General features: G+C 59.4%; 14 protein-coding genes and 3 pseudogenes. 13 read left to right on the plus strand and 4 right to left on the minus strand.

What is annotated here, in order from left to right:
- Positions 1 to 78: 78 nt before the first annotated feature.
- From BRAD3257_RS08755 to BRAD3257_RS08765, 3 genes are all read right to left on the minus strand, one after another.
- Entirely contained in the window at positions 79 to 996 is a 918-nt protein-coding gene (locus BRAD3257_RS08755; protein WP_122406438.1) for an NADP-dependent oxidoreductase, read from the minus strand.
- Between the two features lie 100 nt (positions 997 to 1,096).
- Positions 1,097 to 2,329 (minus strand): MFS transporter, encoded by a 1,233-nt coding sequence (locus tag BRAD3257_RS08760; RefSeq protein ID WP_197711535.1) that lies wholly within the window; start codon positions 2,327 to 2,329, stop codon positions 1,097 to 1,099.
- Positions 2,330 to 2,446: 117 nt separating this feature from the next.
- Positions 2,447 to 2,758: a hypothetical protein gene (locus BRAD3257_RS08765; RefSeq protein WP_122401533.1), complete on the minus strand. Its 312-nt coding sequence runs from the start codon at positions 2,756 to 2,758 to the stop codon at positions 2,447 to 2,449.
- 449 nt (positions 2,759 to 3,207) lie between these two features.
- Here BRAD3257_RS08765 and BRAD3257_RS40830 point away from each other — a divergent pair.
- The 10 genes and pseudogenes from BRAD3257_RS40830 (at position 3,208) to BRAD3257_RS41710 (ending at position 10,415) form a co-directional block, all read left to right on the plus strand.
- Positions 3,208 to 3,431: pseudogene (locus BRAD3257_RS40830) on the plus strand ((2Fe-2S)-binding protein).
- Between the two features lie 161 nt (positions 3,432 to 3,592).
- Positions 3,593 to 4,081 carry a bacterioferritin gene (gene bfr / locus BRAD3257_RS08775; protein ID WP_122406439.1) on the plus strand — a complete coding sequence of 163 codons (489 nt, stop codon included), beginning with the start codon at positions 3,593 to 3,595 and terminating at the stop codon, positions 4,079 to 4,081.
- Positions 4,082 to 4,511: 430 nt separating this feature from the next.
- Entirely contained in the window at positions 4,512 to 5,489 is a 978-nt protein-coding gene (locus BRAD3257_RS08785) for an AraC family transcriptional regulator (protein ID WP_122401534.1), read from the plus strand.
- A 95-nt stretch (positions 5,490 to 5,584) separates the two neighbouring features.
- The gene (locus BRAD3257_RS08790; protein ID WP_244607891.1) at positions 5,585 to 6,271 is read left to right on the plus strand and encodes a nitroreductase family protein; all 687 of its coding nucleotides are present in this window, start codon (positions 5,585 to 5,587) and stop codon (positions 6,269 to 6,271) included.
- A gap of 35 nt (positions 6,272 to 6,306) precedes the next feature.
- Complete coding sequence (locus BRAD3257_RS08795) at positions 6,307 to 6,852, plus strand: carboxymuconolactone decarboxylase family protein (RefSeq protein ID WP_122401535.1); 546 nt, start codon at positions 6,307 to 6,309, stop codon at positions 6,850 to 6,852.
- Between the two features lie 81 nt (positions 6,853 to 6,933).
- The gene (locus tag BRAD3257_RS08800) at positions 6,934 to 7,563 is read left to right on the plus strand and encodes an FMN-dependent NADH-azoreductase (RefSeq protein WP_122401536.1); all 630 of its coding nucleotides are present in this window, start codon (positions 6,934 to 6,936) and stop codon (positions 7,561 to 7,563) included.
- Positions 7,564 to 7,719: 156 nt separating this feature from the next.
- A pseudogene (locus tag BRAD3257_RS08805) lies at positions 7,720 to 8,152 on the plus strand (DUF3788 domain-containing protein); the annotation flags it as partial.
- 307 nt (positions 8,153 to 8,459) lie between these two features.
- Positions 8,460 to 8,777, plus strand: a complete 318-nt coding sequence (locus BRAD3257_RS08810; RefSeq protein ID WP_244607892.1) for a cupin domain-containing protein — start codon at positions 8,460 to 8,462, stop codon at positions 8,775 to 8,777.
- A 409-nt stretch (positions 8,778 to 9,186) separates the two neighbouring features.
- Positions 9,187 to 9,883, plus strand: a pseudogene (locus BRAD3257_RS41705) (CaiB/BaiF CoA transferase family protein).
- A complete protein-coding gene (locus BRAD3257_RS41710; protein WP_283809945.1) occupies positions 9,855 to 10,415 on the plus strand; it encodes a CoA transferase in 561 nt (186 codons plus the stop codon). Before BRAD3257_RS41705 ends, BRAD3257_RS41710 begins: the two are co-directional and overlap by 29 nt.
- Positions 10,416 to 10,717: 302 nt before the next feature.
- Here the strand turns inward: BRAD3257_RS41710 and BRAD3257_RS08825 are convergent, their stop codons facing one another.
- Positions 10,718 to 11,587 (minus strand): LysR family transcriptional regulator, encoded by an 870-nt coding sequence (locus tag BRAD3257_RS08825; protein WP_244607893.1) that lies wholly within the window; start codon positions 11,585 to 11,587, stop codon positions 10,718 to 10,720.
- A gap of 105 nt (positions 11,588 to 11,692) precedes the next feature.
- Here BRAD3257_RS08825 and BRAD3257_RS08830 point away from each other — a divergent pair, with 105 nt between their 5' ends.
- From BRAD3257_RS08830 to BRAD3257_RS08840, 3 genes are read left to right on the plus strand one after another with little or no spacing between them, the layout of a single operon-like run.
- Positions 11,693 to 12,265: a hypothetical protein gene (locus BRAD3257_RS08830; protein WP_122401537.1), complete on the plus strand. Its 573-nt coding sequence runs from the start codon at positions 11,693 to 11,695 to the stop codon at positions 12,263 to 12,265.
- Positions 12,262 to 13,482 (plus strand): efflux RND transporter periplasmic adaptor subunit, encoded by a 1,221-nt coding sequence (locus tag BRAD3257_RS08835; RefSeq protein WP_244607894.1) that lies wholly within the window; start codon positions 12,262 to 12,264, stop codon positions 13,480 to 13,482. The genes BRAD3257_RS08830 and BRAD3257_RS08835 overlap by 4 nt, the downstream gene beginning before the upstream one ends.
- A complete protein-coding gene (locus BRAD3257_RS08840) occupies positions 13,479 to 16,616 on the plus strand; it encodes an efflux RND transporter permease subunit (RefSeq protein WP_122401538.1) in 3,138 nt (1,045 codons plus the stop codon). The genes BRAD3257_RS08835 and BRAD3257_RS08840 overlap by 4 nt, the downstream gene beginning before the upstream one ends.
- Positions 16,617 to 16,628 lie beyond the last annotated feature (12 nt).

Here is a 16,628-nt window from a genome sequence, read left to right on the forward strand (position 1 = left end):
ATTGCCTGCCCCACGCACCGGCCCGGGGAAAGCGCCGACAATGCATGTGTGAGGGGAGAGCCGCTCGCCGCTGCTTCCTCACGGACGAACTCGGATGATCGTTTTCCCGCTGATCCGCCGCGTCGGATTGAAGGCGGCGACTGCCTCGTCAAGGGTCGCGATGTTGCCGATGTTTGTACGCAGTCGTCCGTCCCGTACCCGCTGGACGATCTCACCCAGTTGCGCGCGATCGGACACCAGAACAAAGTCGATCGCCAAGCCGTCGCCGGGCCGCGCTTCGGTCGGCCCGGCGATGGTTACCAACGTTCCTCCGGCTCGAACCAAACCGGCGGACCGCTTACCGATCTCGCCCCCGATGACGTCGAAAACCAGATGGACTCCGCCGACGCCTTCGAGATCGTCTTTCTCGAGGTCGACGAACTCCTGCGCGCCGAAGTCGAGCGCTTTCTGACGGTCGGCGGTGCGTCCCGTGCCGATGACGTAGGCACCGGCCTCTCGCGCGAGCTGCGTCACCATCGAGCCGACCGCGCCGGCCGCGCCGTGCACGAGAACGCTCTGCCCCGCCTCAAGGCGACCGTGCACGAACAGTCCCTGCCAAGCAGTCAGGCCCGGCATCGCTACGGCCGCCCCCACCGAGAACTCGACGTCGCCTGGCAGCGGTGCGAGATTGCGTGCCTCCACTGCCACATACTCAGCCAGGGTGCCGCCGCGATACGAGTCAGAGAGACCGAACACCCGTTGTCCTACCGACAGTCCGGTCGTGCCATAGCCGAGAGCGGTGACAATACCTGCCAGCTCCTGGCCGGGAATCGTCGGCGACCGGTCACGGTCGAGGCGATCGGTCCAGGTCGAAGGCCATGTCAGCTCGCCCGAGGTGAATCCAGACGCATGCACCTGAACGACGACGTCATTTATCGCTGCCTGCGGCTCGGGTCGCTCCACCAACTTCATCCCGGCCGTTCCCGCAGCCTGGTCCGTCACAACGATCGCTTTCATGGGAATGATCTCCTCTGTCATTCGTCTCATTGCCGGGTATGTTGCGGCGATAATCTGCGCTTCAATCGGGATAAAGCGGCGCCCAGGACAGCGACGATTCTCATGGCACTGTTCCATGTACTGGTGAACCGCTAGCGGTCGAGCCGTCGGACGTGCTCTTCCCGGTTCTGTCGGTGTGCGGATTGCGCGCACCGAGAAGGGTAAATAGGGTGGCCACGGCGGCAAGTCCGCCGTATCCAAGCGTGATCTGCGGAAGCGAGAACAGGTTGGAAAGTTGCCCGGAGATGAGGCTCGGGAAGGCGGCGCCGCTGTAGCAGAGAAGGTAGATCGCGCTGAAGATTGGTGCCCGTTCGGCGAGTGTGCTGCCGTGCAGCAAGCCGCGTGTGGCGGCGCTGATGGCGATGCCCTGGCCGGCACCGGCAACCATGGTCGCGGTGATGAACAACACCAGTGTGCCGGCTAAGATTGCAGTGCTGATGCCGATCATTCCGGCCACGAAGGTGATCATACCGACGCGTTGGGCTACCGCGGATGTAAACCAGCCACCAATGGGAGCGCCGAGAACGCTGGGGGTCATATAGGCAGCGAACACGAGCCCGAGGATCAACGGGCTGCGGGTGTGGAGTTCATCTTGTACAAGCGCAGGCATGAACGCTTGGTAGAAGCCCCCGCTGGCCCAAGTGGCCAGAAACACCGCCGCCGCGACAGGGAGCAGATGCCTGACCCGCGCCGGTACGCTGACCTGGGGTAACAGCGATCGCCAAGCGCCCGGAGTCGGAGTTGCTGTTTCCGGACTGATTGCGACGAGTGCAACAGACAGTAATAGGAAGCAAACGCAGACGAGATAGATGAGTTCGCGCGGCCAGGGGCCGAACTCAACAAGCGCACCCGATGCTATGGCGCCGATAGCGACGCCGAGCATCGGTCCTTGGCTGGTGACAACGGACGCCAACCATTCCGGTCTGCTGGGTGCCGCATCGACGATGTAGGAGGTCAGACTGCTGCCAGCCAACCCGGTGCCGAGGCCCACGAGGAGCCGACCGGCCAGCAGAGTGTCGATGTCGTGCACATTGAGCAACAGCAGACACCCCAGCAGGAGAAGACCGAGGCTAGTGATCGCAGTGACCCGGCGGCCCAGATGATTGGAGAGCCGTCCCAGTACCAACAGCGCGGTTATGGTGCCGACGGCGTACGCGACGACGGCCATCGAAATACCGGCGTTAGTGAACCCGTCTTCTGTCCGGTAGGTGTTGTAAAGGGGGATCGGAGCGGCCGCAGCGGCGAATGAGACCACCAAGGAAACTACCGCTGATAAAAATGCCAGCGGGAGCATTCCGCTTCGGTGAGACTGGCTGATCACTGGTGGCAAGTTTTGCATCGAGTAGCGAATCGGTCGTCTTCCAAAGAAATTCGGGCGCGCAGGTCCGAGTTCTCCGGTTGGTTTGCTTCACTAGGTGGCGGTGATATTGGTGCCAAACTGACGAGTGGCTCCATCGCTGAGAGCTGCCACAGCCGTCCTTTGGCTATTGTCGATCAGGTACTGCCATCGTCGATCCGCGCGGCGCACGACGCCGCTCGCTGAGTCTCGAACGTATTTGCGACTTAGACCTTTGCCATCAATTGACCGATCCAGCACGATCAGGGCGAAATCGCCGGCAACGTGCACATGACGCGCGCTAGCTTTGAGCGGCAAAGCGTACTTGAGATCGAACTCGAGTCGGGCTGCGATTTCGGTGGAAGCGAGCGGATTGGATCCGGACATCAGGGGTCTCCTGCTCGTGTCGGCTGAAACGGTTGTCCTGGTCGTTATTCGACTGAGTGGCTGTCAAGGTCGCAGCGCGGCTCGAAAGTTTCCAATAGCCAGTACTTATGGTTTCCATAGCGAGGGGAATTGCGCAGCGACAGTCCTCAATCCCGTTCTTAGATCAAGACAAGTTGCTTAGCCGCGGCTGTGTCATCTACGTTAACCGAAAGCGTTGATCTTCGGCCGGCGTGGAGCGGTGCTTCTGCGTCCTCCGTCCGATCTGCAGCTACCGGTCGCCCCCGATTGACCAAGCAGATTTTTGCTGACCTCCAAAGATCAAAGGTCAAGGCGGACTTCCCATAGCGGTCGACACGCAACCATCTTCTCCTTGTTTGGAGCCTCCAACGCGCACTGGCTTCGTCTCCTATCGGTGACGCCGTATCACTGAGGGTCTTCCTTCGAGCTTCATGATCATCTGCTCCTGTAATGTCCTCAGCGACCAGTATCCTCGCCACGCAGTGAACACGGCTGACGCCGCGCTGCGCAATGCCAAGCAGATCTATGAGCACCCGGTTGCAGCGCCGAATGCGGCCGCTGCGCGCACACCATGAGGACGATCATCGACGAGGCGTACAAGGAGCGTGCACTAGCCTGTCAGGCTGGCTGCCCCGCATGGTGGGACCAAGGATGAATGAGCCCAAACTCGCGTCGAAAATAGCCTTAGGTTCCCTTGTTTTGCTGGACAGGCGCCTCTCGGGTTCACGCCCAGAGAATGCCTGTCTGCTTGTTCTTCGTCAGAATCGTTCTAGACTTGCGAGGGTCAAGAACGGGCCTCAAGTCTTGGAGTTCATCATGCAGGGCGACCCGAAAGTCATCGAGTATCTCAACAAAGCACTGCGTCACGAGCTCACGGCAATTAATCAGTACTGGCTGCACTACCGCTTCCTGAATAATTGGGGTCTCCTAGAGATGGCTAAGGTCTGGCGCAAGGAGTCCATCGAGGAGATGGAGCACGCTGACAAGCTCACCGAGCGCATCATCTTCTTCGATGGTTTCCCAAACATGCAGGTGCTCGATCCCCTGCGCATCGGCCAGAACGTCAAGGAGATTATCGAGTGCGATCTCGCCGCGGAGATGAGCGCGCGTGCCCTCTATGAGGAAGCGGCGACCTATTGCCACAGCGTAAAGGACTACGTCACACGCGACCTCTTCGAGGAGCTGATGAGCGATGAGGAACATCACATCGACTTCCTCGAAACCCAGCTCGATCTAATCGGCCGCATCGGCCTCGAGCTCTACACCCAGAAGCATGTCGGCGGGCTCAAGACCGAAGAGCACTGAATTGTTGCGCCGTCCACGGCAATGTGGCGACGAGCAGCTGTAGCGATGGGTGCCGCTCACGCTTCAGTTGTGCTCGATCGCAGGCAACCGTGCACTTTGCGACCACGACGTTCCAGCGCTGCGGATGCCGGTTCATGGAGGGCCTTGGTTTCGCCACCGGCAAATAACGAGTTTTCCATGATTGCCGACCGGGTCCGTGCGGCGAATGGCCAGGGGTATTCTGTCCATCCTCTCGTCAGAATTGAAACCACTTTAATTTCACGGCTTCTTTCTCCCGCTCATGTCTTTGCTGATCCGCCTTGGGAGGCAGCAAGAGATCAGGGACACATATCGTTGGAAATACGAGCTGATCTCCGGGCCGTAGTGATCAGAAGCGCGCTTGGCGCGCGATACGATATGCTGCGTGGGCAATTCAGGTTATCGAGGTCTTATGTCTCAAGTCGACTGGTTGAGTCATCTCCTGCAAATCATCACCGTGACCGGCCAGCTTGAGGTCCGCTGCGCGTACGGCGCGCCATGGCGTGTTATCTGGCCTAGGGCGGCGGCGAACGAGATCCCCTACCATGTCATCGTCAAGGGCCGGGCGATTTTCGAGGACCCTGAATCGAGAACGGTGCAGGAGCTTGGGAGCGGGGATATCGTGCTGCTCCCTCACGGTTCGGCGCATGTGCTGCACGACGGCAGCGGCAAAACGCCGATCAACACGCACGAAAGCAGGGGCTCCGCAGGATGGATGTTGAGCGAGAACAATGGACGGGGTGAGCAACTAGATCTGCTGTGCGGACGATTTTTCGTCGTGCCACCCCATGATCGATTAGTCCGCAACTACCTGCCAGCAAATCTGGTCGTGCGGGCTCTGAAAAACCACGGGGAAGAGGACATCGCGTCGGCATCGAGTCAACTTTCCGGACTGGTCAGCTTAATGCGAACGGAGTCCGCTGAGGATAGAGCGGGAGGACGCGCCATTCTGAACGCGCTTTCTTCGATCTTGTTCACTCTAGTTCTCCGCGCCGCGAGCGAATCCGGAAAATCCACCGAAGGCTTGTTGGCCCTTGCTGGCAATCCGAGATTGGCGCCGGCCATTGCGGCGATGTTCGCTGATCCGGCGCGACCTTGGAAGCTTCCCGATCTGGCCGATCTATGCGGCATGTCACGCGCGACATTCATGCGCCAGTTTCAGGACAAGTTAGGTCGCTCCGCCCTCGACCTGTTGACCGATCTGCGCATGAGCATGGCCGCCAACGAACTCAAGAAGCCAAGGATCAGCACGGAAGCTGTGGCTGAGACGGTCGGGTATCAATCGGTTTCGGCCTTCCGGCGTGTATTTGCGGAGAGGATGGGCATGACACCGGGCGAATGGCGCCGACTGGCGCACAACGGCGATGAGTCCGGGTCATTGCCAGAATGATCCTTTTGAGCGCCAATTTGAGCCTTTAGAGGCTCGAAACGATCATTTCCGGCGGTAAATTGGGCTCCGTCATCACTTGATAACGGAGCACCCCAATGAACAACACCACTGCAACTGCTGTCGCTGCCGATCGGGAAACCTCCCGTTCGCGGGCGCGGCCGTTGCCGACAAACGCCGTGATCGAAACCATTCTGAGCCGCAGCGCTGCGAAATATTACGACCCGACGGCCGTCCTCAGCGACGATCAGATCCGCGACCTCGTGCGGATCGGCACGTCAGCGCCGACATCCTTCCATCTGCAGAACTGGCGCTTCATCGCCGTGCGCTCAAGCGAAGCAAAGGCGCGGCTGCTTCCGATCGCCTGGAACCAGCCCGCAATCACCGAAGCAGCCGTGACCTTCATCATTGTCGGCCAATTGGCCGATGCCAGCACCGTTCCTGCGCGCCTGGCGCCCGTCGTGGAAGCCGGAATCATGCCGGCACATATGGTGCCGGAATGGGAGGGGCCTGCGCGCGGCCTGTACGACAATCATCCGCAGCGCCAGCGCGATGAGGCCGTACGCACCGCGACCTTCGGCGCCGCAGCCATCATCTATGCAGCCCGCTCGCTGGGCCTGGGGTCGACACCGATGATCGGTTTCGATGCAGAGGCCGTGCACAAAGAGTTCGGCCTGGCCGAAGACGAAGTCCCTGTGATGCTGTTGACCGTCGGGCCGGAGCGGCCCGGCAACTGGCCGCAGAAGCCGCGTCTGCCCGTGGCCGATGTGCTGCACTTCGCATAACCAACCCCGCAGTCAATCATTCAAGGAGAAATATCATGGCCAGAGCTGCTGCTTTGAAGCCGGAACACGTGCCGGCTGACTCGAAACCGACCCTCGATGCATTCACCAAGAACATCGGGTTCACTCCAAACATGCTGACGACCTTCGCGCAAAGCCCAGTCGCGTTCAACGCATGGGCCGCTCTGCTCGGCTCGTTGAGCAAGGCGCTCGACGTCAAGACGCGCGACAGCATCGGCCTTGCGGTCTCCGAGGTGAACGGCTGCAACTACTGCCTGACGGTGCACAGCTTCACGGCGGAGCGCATGGCCAAGCTGCCGGCCGAGGACATCATCCTCGCCCGAAAGGGTCACGCAACCGACCCGAAGCGAGATGCCGCCGTCCAGCTTGCACGCAAGATCATCGCAAGCCGCGGCCATGTCACCGACGCCGATCTGCAAGCCGTCCGCGATGCGGGCTACACGGATGCGAACATCATGGAGATCGTCGCGCTCGTGGCCATGTACTCGCTGACGAACTTCTTCAACAACGTGTTCCATCCCGACAGGGACTTCCCCGCAGTCGCACCGGCCGGCTCGATCTGAGCTCGCCAGTGGTATCAACCGCCTCCAAGGAGCCCTGGAGGCGTTTGATGCAAGAGCTTCCTAGCCATTTGGATCCCTCGCATGAATATCCTCCATATTGATAGCAGTCCTCGCCCGAAATCGCATAGCCGTGAGCTTTCGGCGGCGATCGTCAAGAAGCTTCTTCAGGTTGCGCCGGATGCGAGCATCAGGCGGCGTGATCTTGGAGCTGATCCTCTGCCTCACGCCACGGCTGACTACGCGGATACGCTGTCATCGCCGGCCACACTGGCGGCACCGCTGAAGGGCGCTTTGGACCTCGCCGAAACGCTCATTCGGGAAGTCGAGGCGGCTGATGTGATTGTCATTGGAACGCCAATGCACAACTTCACTATCCCTTCGGTTCTCAAAGCGCGGATCGACCAGATCCTGCGCGTCGGCCGCACAATGGAGTCAACGCCCGTCGGGAAGGTGGGAATGCTTCCGGATCGTCCGGTTTTTATCGGCGTCGCTTCCGGCGGCGTCTTTACCGGAGAGCGAGGAAATCAGCCTGATTTTCTCACGCCCTATCTGACGCTGGCACTGAACTCTATTGGGCTAAAGACGCTGCTATTCCTTCCGCTGCAGGCCACCGCGTTTATTGAAGAGGGCCAAGCTCCGCTAGCGAGCGAGAAGGTAATTGACGGTATCGACTTGACAGTCGTGCGAGAGCTTCGAGACGTCGCTGCTTGATCAGCCGTGCTCTCGAGTATCGCCAGACCGTATCGCAATGCTCTCCGTGCTCTGGACAAAGTCGCACCGGCGGCATTCTGAGGGCCCATGGCAAGCTTGACGAGCGCCCGTTTAACCTCCGGCCCCCCTGCGGGACTATCAACACGAGGTCTTCCGATGATTAGTACGCTTCCGCAAATCGGCGACAGGATCACCGACAAATCAGCATCGCCCGATGAAAGCACCGTTCGCGACTGGATCGGAGCAGATGGCTTCGAGTACTGGGCCAAGCTGCGGACCTGGATCGTTGAATCCTACCCAGAAGTTTTCGCGCCGGATTGGCTCTAATGGAAAGAACCGCGGTTGGTCCCTGCGTTACAAGAAGACCAAGGCGTTCTGCCACCTGGTGCCGGAATTCCGACGAGTTTCAGCTGTGGTGGTCATGGGAAGAGCAGAGCGAGAAAAGTTTGAGGAGCGGCGCTATGTTTGGCACGCGCAATTGATCAAACTCTACGATGACGCGAAAACATACATCGACGGAAAATGGCTAACGATTGCCGTCGCATCGCCAGACGATCTGCATGATGTGACGAACCTTCTGACTATGAAGCCCCGCAAAAATCGCGCGGTTGAAGGTCACGGAATGCTGGTTTGCCGGCGATGGCTCCAAGGATACGAAGAGCGGTGGGTGGGAATTGGAGGACGTCCATTCAAAGCTTACCTGCCATGATTTAAACTAGCGCGTGAGGGTTTAAGCACGGTGGACGCCCTTTCCGAGATAAGATTCGATCACATCTGGACCGTCACTTAACGCGTGCTAGAGGCGGTTACAGAGACTGAATAGCGCCGGCATTATCCTCGGTACGACCAGTCAAATAGACCTGTCGGCGCTCGGGATTGACCTCACCATCTTCGTGATGGTCCAGAACACGGCATCACACGAGCGAGTGGGCGGAAAATTTGGAAGGTACGTCGAGCGACAGCCCGAAGTGATCGATTTTCATCCCATAGATGGTGATTGGGACTACAGATCAAGTCCCGCGCTGGCTCAGGAGCCCAAGGTCACCCCGCTGATGTCCAAGGATCTTGCGGAGAGTCCCGGCCGGGAAGCTCTGATGATCACGGTCGAGCATGCGCTTGGCGGTTCGAGCGCAATCCATCGGCACAATGCCCATGCGTTTGTTTACGTGCTGGAGGGCTCGGTCGTGATGCAGCTGAAGGGCGGACAAGAGTGACGCTGACGCCGGGACAGTCCTTCTATGAAGGGCCTGCCGACGTTCATGTCGTAGACCGGAACGCGAGCGCTACCCAGCCGGCGAAATTCCTGATGCTCCTGATCACCGCTCGAGTCACTGAAGGCCGGTCGTTCGGGCACTCGACGAAAGCCCACCACGTTGGCTGATCATAGTACGGTTGAGCACCTGAAGGGGTGTTCCGCTTGTGGTGGCTCGAGCAAAGCACCGATCCGGCCTCGGGTTGCGGGCAAGCAGCAGGCTAATCTCGAGGCGCGGGCGGCATCGGGGCGGCGGATGCGCGGCAGGTCGAGATCAACGATACGATCTGGAAGGCCAAGGACCGCCAGCGCGGCGCCGACGCTTTCTTCGCTAGCGGACCTGCGACCGCGGCATTTCAGGGAGACTGACCATGTCTGCTGCTCCGCTTGAAGGGTTGCGCGTGGTCGATTTCAACCGCGTGTTGGCCGGACCCCATTGCACCAAGGCTCTGCGCGATCTAGGGGCTGACGTGACCAAGATTGAGCCGCCGGCGGGCGACCTCGGGCGTTTCGGTTGGGCTCTATTACGTGCAGCAGAATGCAGGCAAGAGGAACCTCAGTATCGATCTGAACTATGCGGAAGCCCGCGAAATTGTCGCAAAGCTTTGCCGCGTTGCCGATGTCATCGTTGAAAATTTCCGTCCTGGCACGCTTGCACGCTTTGGTTTCGGCTATGAAGACGTCAAGGCCATCAATCCGGGCATCATCTACGTATCTCTGAGCGGATATGGTCAATCCACGTCCTGGAAAAATCGTCCTGCCTTTGCGCCGACTGTATAGGCTGAGACCGGTCTTACCGCGATCGTTCAGGATCATTTTGGCGATGCGCTGTCGGAACCACGAGGCGATTCCTGTAGCCATGCGGATGTCTACACCGGCTTGCAGGCCGTCATCGCCGTGCTGGCTGCCCTGCAGCACCGTAACCGGACCGGCGAGGGGCAGCACGTCGACGTTTCGATGGCGGCAACCATGTTGTCTGTGAATGAACGCGCCGGGGCCTTGTTGTCGGACATAGATACCGACGGGGGAGCCAATCGCCTTGTCCGCAAACGAGTCTCACATCTTTGAAATGGCCGACGGCACCCGTCTTACGATTGCTTCAAGCCCCATCTATTCGCCGATGTTCATGCGCTACTGCGCGATGATGAGGCGGAGCGATCTTCTAACCGATCCACGCTATGCGACAGCCAAACTGCGCAGGGAAAACCTGTCGTCTTTGCTTGCTGAAGTTCAGGCGTGGTTGTCGACCTTCGACAGCATTGAACAGCTGCAGGCGCAGGTGAGCGAGGCCGGACTCGCTGTCGGGCGCGTGCGAACCCTCAATGAATTTGCAAAGTCCGATTGGGTGAGGGAATGGAATGCCGTGGTGGAGGTCGACGATCGCCTCGGCGGCCGGGTGCGGATGCCAGGCAACCCCTGGATCTTCAGCCGCTCGGAGCTGCCACCTCCGGGGACGCCAGCCTACCAGGGCGAGCACAACGAAGACATCCTGACAGAACTCCAACTCGCGGCGCCTGAGATACAAGATCTGAAAATACGGAATATCATGTCGCCATTCCTGGATGGCCCGACAAGTTCGCAAGCCGCCGCACAACTTTGACAGTCCTCACTTAGCCCACACTTAGGAGTTGTTCGGCTCGCCAGATGACTGGTCGCATATTTCGGGTTCAGGAGGGGTGAGGAGGTCAGCGCGATAAGCTGGCGCGAGAAGACCACGAGGCCTCCGCCGCCTCGCGACAACAGCAGAATCCAGGCGCCCCGTTCTCCGAACGGTATGATGTCTGTCCGCACGAGCGCCGTCCATTTGGACGTGCCGCCTCGACCGGTGGCGTCGAACTCAGTGCGGAAATCGGGGGAGCCCTAAGTCTCCCCTAAGCGGGAGCCGGCACTAGCTGACGAACCCTAGATCGCGGCGGTCGCCGCGAGGATCGTCTTTCGCAGCCACTTGTGCGCGGGCACGTCATCGAACCGGCGATGCCAGGTCATCACGCTGCGGAGGCGAGGAGCATCGAATGGAAGTTCACGAATCTCGATCGGATAGGCGCGCCGAAACTCCTGAGCGAGCTTCCGCCCCAGAATGGCGACGAGGTTCGACTGTACCAGCACGGAGCCGGCCGACAAATACGGAACGTCCAGGGCAATCGTTCGATTCTTCTTCAGAGCTTTATCGACAAAGCTCAGGTCCTCGGCAGCGGAGCTGATCGCAAGATGCTGTACCTGCGCCAAGGATACCATCGTCAATTTCGTGCGAATGGCCGGGTGGCCGCTTCTCAAAGCGGCCACGTAGTGGTCGTCGATAAGGACCTGCGATGCGAAGCGCTCACCTTCCCACTCTCGTCCGGTAACGGCAAGGTCGAGTTCACCGCGATCGAGCTTGTCAGAAACATTGAGCGTTCCGCTCGGCACGAGCGAAAGCCGAAGCTTCGGCGCCTGAGCGCGTGTCGCGGCGACAATAGGACCCGCCGTCACGACCGCCGCATAGTTGTTAACCGCGATCACGAATCGCCTGTCCGCCGAGGCGGGGTCGAAGCCATCGCCCTCGACTGCCAGCTGCAGATCGTTCAACGCCTTGCGAATTGGAAGGGCCAATCGTTCCGCTCTTGGCGTCGGAACCATGCCAGCGGGGGTCCGCACGAACAGTCCGTCCTTCAGGGTGTGCCTCAGCCTGTTCAATGCATGGCTCACTGCGGGCTGGCTCATTCCCAATACCTCGGCAGCCCGCACGACGCTCCGTTCGGTCAAAACCGCATCGAAGACCGGCAGCAAGTTCAAATCGAGATTCCGAAGTCTCACGCTCATCCCTCATATGCACATAGTGAATTGACCAATAATTACAATTCATTTGAATAATAGCGCTTGGATCGCCAATGTCCAGTCATGCCTTCAATTCTCGGAAAAGGCTCCAGAGCCGGCCGGACGGGCGCCGGCGTCGTCATTGCCGTTCTCGCAGAGGACCAGTGGCCAGCCTCGGAGGACCTTGCTCGCTGGCGCCGACTGACGCCGTCGGCGTCGTGGGTCCATATCGGCGTGCGGCGCGCGGACCTAGGGCGAGTTGGCGGCCTCGTCGAGGAGATGTCGGAGGAAAGGGGAGTCCGTCCAGGCCAATTAGTCCTGTTTGGAGCCGGGGAGATCGGACGTGCAGCGTTAGAGCTCGTGGCGCAAGGGTCACTCGAATGTGCCGGAATACTGGCCATCGACGTGCCGTGCACGCCTTTGCCGTTCCATCATCTCGAAACAGAGGCGGTCATCCGTCTGGTCGTTCACCAAGAGAGCGAGGAAGAGCCCGGGCTCATAGTCCAGTTGAAACACGCCGACGTGGACGAACGCATCATCAGGTTGAACCAGGCTGGATCGACCACGCCGCAAGCAACCGGTAGCGCTGCCGAGGCCTTCCTTTTGGAGTTGGTGGCGACTGTCGGACATCGCCCCAGATTGCGAGCAAGTAAATGAAATCGAAAGCATCAAAGATCGTCTGGATCGTCCTCCTGATGATCGGGGGTCTTACGACCTACTATTGGATTCCCTCGGCTACCCGAGAAGCTTCCGAGGGATCGAACAAAGCCACTGCACGTGCTTCCGGTGCCACACAGTCTGCGACCTCGGCGCAGGCCGTGCCCGTAACTGCCACTGGCGTAGTTCAAGGCGACGTTCCAGTTGTGCTGGAAGGTCTCGGTACGATAACGCCCATCAATACCGCGGTCATTCGCACGCAAGTGCAGGGAACGCTGGAAAGCGTGGACTTCATCGAGGGTCAGTTGGTGAAGCGGGGTGCCGTTCTCGCAAAAATCGATCCGCGCGTCTTCCAAGCGCAAGTCGACCAGGCCAAGGCGGCTCTTTCGCGCGATGAGGCCACTCTAAAGAATTCGAGAGCCAACTTGGCGCGAACGCAACCGCTTGCGGATCGGGGTTTCGCGACCATGCAGCAGCTCGATACTCAAAACTCTCAGGTCGCCCAAGGCGAGGGGACCATTCAGCTGGACCAGGCCGCATTGGAAGCGGCTCAAACCCAACTCAGTTTCACGACCATCACCGCGCCGTTTGATGGCATCACGGGCATTCGCCGCATCGATCCGGGCAACATCGTCCAGCCGTCCGATATCAACGGACTGGTCGTTCTTACGCAACTCGAACCAATAGCTGCAATCTTCACGTTGCCCTCCACCGAGATTCCGAACGTTCAAAAGGCCATCGCTTCCGGTGAGGCGTCCGTCGACGCGTACGACGCTTCCAACCGGAAGAAGCTCGATCACGGGACACTCATGTTGATCGACAACCAGGTCGACAGTTCTACCGGAACTGTACGTTTGAAGGCCTTATTCGCCAACGCAAGCCGGACCCTTTGGCCCGGAGCGTTCGTCAATGTCCATTTGACCCTATCGGTCCGAAAGAATGCGTTGACCATTCCGCTGACTGCCGCCTTGCAGGGGCCCAAAGGCGCGTTCGCATACGTGGTTGGTCCGGACAACAAGGTGACCGCACGGAACATCGTCACCGGTCAGTCACGCTCAGGCAAGGTTCTCGTCCAAGACGGGCTGGCTGCGAATGAGATCGTGGTCACCGCCGGCCAATATCGCCTCACCAACGGGAAGTCCGTTGAGATCGTGCCGGATAGCCAAATCTCCCGGGTACAGAACGCGACAACGGCCAGTGCGGGAATGCTGCCATGAACGTGTCAGAGGGCTTCATTCGAAAGCCAGTTGCTACGGCGTTCCTGACGATTGGGATAACGCTAATTGGCTTGATCGCTTTCATTCAATTGCCGATCTCGGCGTTGCCGAACGTCGATACTCCGACCATTCAGGTGACGGCGCAGTTGCCCGGCGCGGATCCTCAAACGATGGGATCGTCGGTTGCCACGCCCCTTGAACGTCAGTTCGGACAGATCGCGGGTCTGACCGGAATGACGTCGAGCAGTGGTCTCGGCAACACGCAGATCACGCTGCAATTTGCCCTCAACCGCAGCGCCGACGCGGCCGCGCAAGACGTTCAGATTGCAATCAATGCCGCCGCCGGTCAGTTGCCGAAGAATCTGCCGTCGCCGCCGATTCTCCGGAAGATCAATCCCGCCGACGTTCCCGTCCTCCTAATCGCGCTGATGTCCGATACCCAGCCGCTCACGAAAGTGAACGACTATGCGGACAGCATCCTGGCTCAAAAGCTCTCGCAGGTGCCGGGAGTATCGCTCGTCACGATCGGCGGCGCCCAGAAGCCGTCGATACGTATTCAGGTAAATCCGGCGAAGCTTGCGGCGGCCGGCCTGGATCTCGAGCAGCTTCGGACCACGCTGGGAAACGCCACGATTAACCAGCCGAAGGGGGTGCTGTACGGCGCTCAGCAGGCGTACACGTTGGCGACCAACGATCAAATCCTGACCGCAAAGGGCTATGAGGACGTTATCATCGCGTACAGAAATGGTGCGCCGATTCGACTTCGCGACATCGGCCAGGCGGTCGTGGCGGCCGAGGACATGACGTTGCACGGGTGGTTCAACGACAAGCCGGCCGTCGTTCTCGCGATTCAACGGCAGCCTGGGGCCAACGTGATCGCCACGGTTGATCGCATCAAGCAAATCTTGCCGCAGCTGATCAGTGGCCTTCCCTCCGACATAAAGGTGGAAATCGCTTCCGATCGAACCCAGACGATCCGAGCCAGTGTGGAGGACGTCCAGCTAACGCTGATCATCACGATCGTGCTGGTCGTGGGCGTGATCTTCCTGTTCCTGCGTAATTTCTGGGCAACGATCATCCCGGGCGTTTCCGTGCCAATCTCTCTGATCGTCACATTCGGAGTGATGTACCTCTTCAATTACAGCCTCGACAACCTTTCTCTGATGGGACTTTCCATCGCCGTCGGCTTCGTTGTCGACGACGCGATCGTCATGATCGAAAACATCTCCCGCCACATTGAAGAGGGACTTCCACCGTTCGAGGCAGCATTGAAGGGCGCCAGTGAGATCGGCTTCACCATCATCTCGATATCGGTATCCTTAGTCGCCGTCTTCATTCCGCTGCTGATGATGGGCGGAGTTGTGGGCCGTATGTTCCAGGAGTTTGCGGTCACCGTTTGCGTCGCAATCGCGGTATCCGTAGTCGTTTCCGTGACATTGACGCCGATGATGTGCGCATATCTCCTGGGCGCGTCGCATGAAGCATCTCCGGGTCGGGCGTCCCGAGCGTTGGAGAGCGTGTTCGTCGGGATTCAGAACGGATACGAAGCCGTTCTCAAGATCGCGCTCAAGCGGAAGATGCTCACCATTTCCGTAATGGTTGCCAGCATGGCGGCCACGGCGGCGCTCTTCGTATACATTCCGAAGGGCTTCTTCCCTCAGCAGGACACCGGAATGATCGCCGGTATCACCGAGGCATCCGCGGATGCGTCTCCAAGCCAGATGGCGGAGCTGCAGCGCAACGTCATCGACATCATAGCGAAGGATCCCTCCGTCGCGAATGCGACCGGCTACATTGGGCCGGGTGGCCCGACCGTGACAGAGAACAATGGCCGACTTTTTGTGCTGCTCAAGCCGCGAGCCGATCGGCAGTTCTCTGCTGACCAGATCATTCGTCAACTGAACACGAAGCTCCAATCGCTCCAGGGCATTCAGGTGTTCCTGCAGGCGACTCAAGACATCAATCTCGCCAGTCGCCTATCAAAGACGCAGTACCAGTTTACGATGACGGACGTGAACCAGGACGAGCTCAACACCTGGGCAACGAAGCTCTTCGATGAATTGAAGGCGCTCCCGGAGCTTGCGGATGTGGCGACCGATCAGGCAAACGCGGCTCGTCAGCTCAAGCTCAACATCGATCGTGATGCCGCGGCGCGGCTCGGGATTGATCCGGCATCAGTCGACAACACGCTCTACGATGCGTTCGGGCAACGTCACGTCGCCCAGATGTTCACGACCCTGAATACCTACTTTGTTATCATGGAGGTCGATCCGTCGTTCCAGCTCGGACCCTACGCGCTCAACCGCATCTATGTTCGGTCCTCATCCGGATCGATGGTCCCATTGAGCCAATTTACGACCGTCGAGTACGGGGTGGCTCCCTTGGCGGTAAACCACCAGAGCCAATTTCCAGCCGTGACCCTGAGCTTCAATCTTGCGCCCGGCACGGCGGTCGGCATGGCCGTGGCAGCGGTCCAAAAAACGGTGGCAGCTCTCCACATGCCGCAGACCGTCGCGACGAGCTTCCAAGGAAATGCCCAAGCGTTCCAAAACTCATTGGCCAGCACGCCGATCCTGATCGTCGCGGCAATCGTCGCTGTCTATCTTATCCTGGGCATGCTCTACGAAAGCACTATTCACCCGATCACGATTCTCTCGACACTCCCGTCCGCCGGGCTCGGCGCGCTACTCGGACTATGGGCCTTTGGCTTCGGACTTGATGTTATCGGTCTAATCGGAATCATTCTTCTGATCGGTATCGTGCAGAAGAACGGCATCATGCTGATCGACTTCGCGCTGGAGGCCGAGCGACACAGGGGTTTAACTGCCGAGCAGTCGGCATTCGAAGCTTGCCGAGTACGGTTCAGGCCGATTCTCATGACTACGATGTGCGCAATGCTTGGCGGCGTCCCTCTCATGGTCGGGACCGGAACCGGCGCAGAATTGCGCCAACCGCTCGGCTTCGCAATCGTCGGCGGTCTGATCGTATCCCAGCTACTAACCCTCGTCACCACGCCAGTCGTCTATATCTACCTCGATGCACTAAGCCGGCGGCTATCGCGGAAGCGTGGTTCTCGCCACCTCGTAGCGACTCCCGCCAAGGCACCGGCCTGCGGGGCTAACACGCCGTCTTAGCGAGAGGAGCGA

This window comes from Bradyrhizobium vignae, from assembly GCF_900324035.1.
GTDB classification, from domain to species: Bacteria; Pseudomonadota; Alphaproteobacteria; order Rhizobiales; family Xanthobacteraceae; genus Bradyrhizobium; species Bradyrhizobium vignae.

Coding starts and splice junctions, on each gene's coding strand:
- BRAD3257_RS08800 (WP_122401536.1), top strand. CDS start 6,934: ATGAATATCCTCCATATTGATAGCAGTCCTCGCCCGAAATCGCATAGC.
- BRAD3257_RS08755 (WP_122406438.1), bottom strand. CDS start 996: ATGAAAGCGATCGTTGTGACGGACCAGGCTGCGGGAACGGCCGGGATG.
- BRAD3257_RS08835 (WP_244607894.1), top strand. CDS start 12,262: ATGAAATCGAAAGCATCAAAGATCGTCTGGATCGTCCTCCTGATGATC.
- BRAD3257_RS08840 (WP_122401538.1), top strand. CDS start 13,479: ATGAACGTGTCAGAGGGCTTCATTCGAAAGCCAGTTGCTACGGCGTTC.
- BRAD3257_RS08795 (WP_122401535.1), top strand. CDS start 6,307: ATGGCCAGAGCTGCTGCTTTGAAGCCGGAACACGTGCCGGCTGACTCG.
- BRAD3257_RS08760 (WP_197711535.1), bottom strand. CDS start 2,329: ATGCTCCCGCTGGCATTTTTATCAGCGGTAGTTTCCTTGGTGGTCTCA.
- BRAD3257_RS08830 (WP_122401537.1), top strand. CDS start 11,693: ATGCCTTCAATTCTCGGAAAAGGCTCCAGAGCCGGCCGGACGGGCGCC.
- BRAD3257_RS08810 (WP_244607892.1), top strand. CDS start 8,460: ATGGTCCAGAACACGGCATCACACGAGCGAGTGGGCGGAAAATTTGGA.
- bfr (WP_122406439.1), top strand. CDS start 3,593: ATGCAGGGCGACCCGAAAGTCATCGAGTATCTCAACAAAGCACTGCGT.
- BRAD3257_RS08785 (WP_122401534.1), top strand. CDS start 4,512: ATGTCTCAAGTCGACTGGTTGAGTCATCTCCTGCAAATCATCACCGTG.
- BRAD3257_RS08765 (WP_122401533.1), bottom strand. CDS start 2,758: ATGTCCGGATCCAATCCGCTCGCTTCCACCGAAATCGCAGCCCGACTC.
- BRAD3257_RS08790 (WP_244607891.1), top strand. CDS start 5,585: ATGAACAACACCACTGCAACTGCTGTCGCTGCCGATCGGGAAACCTCC.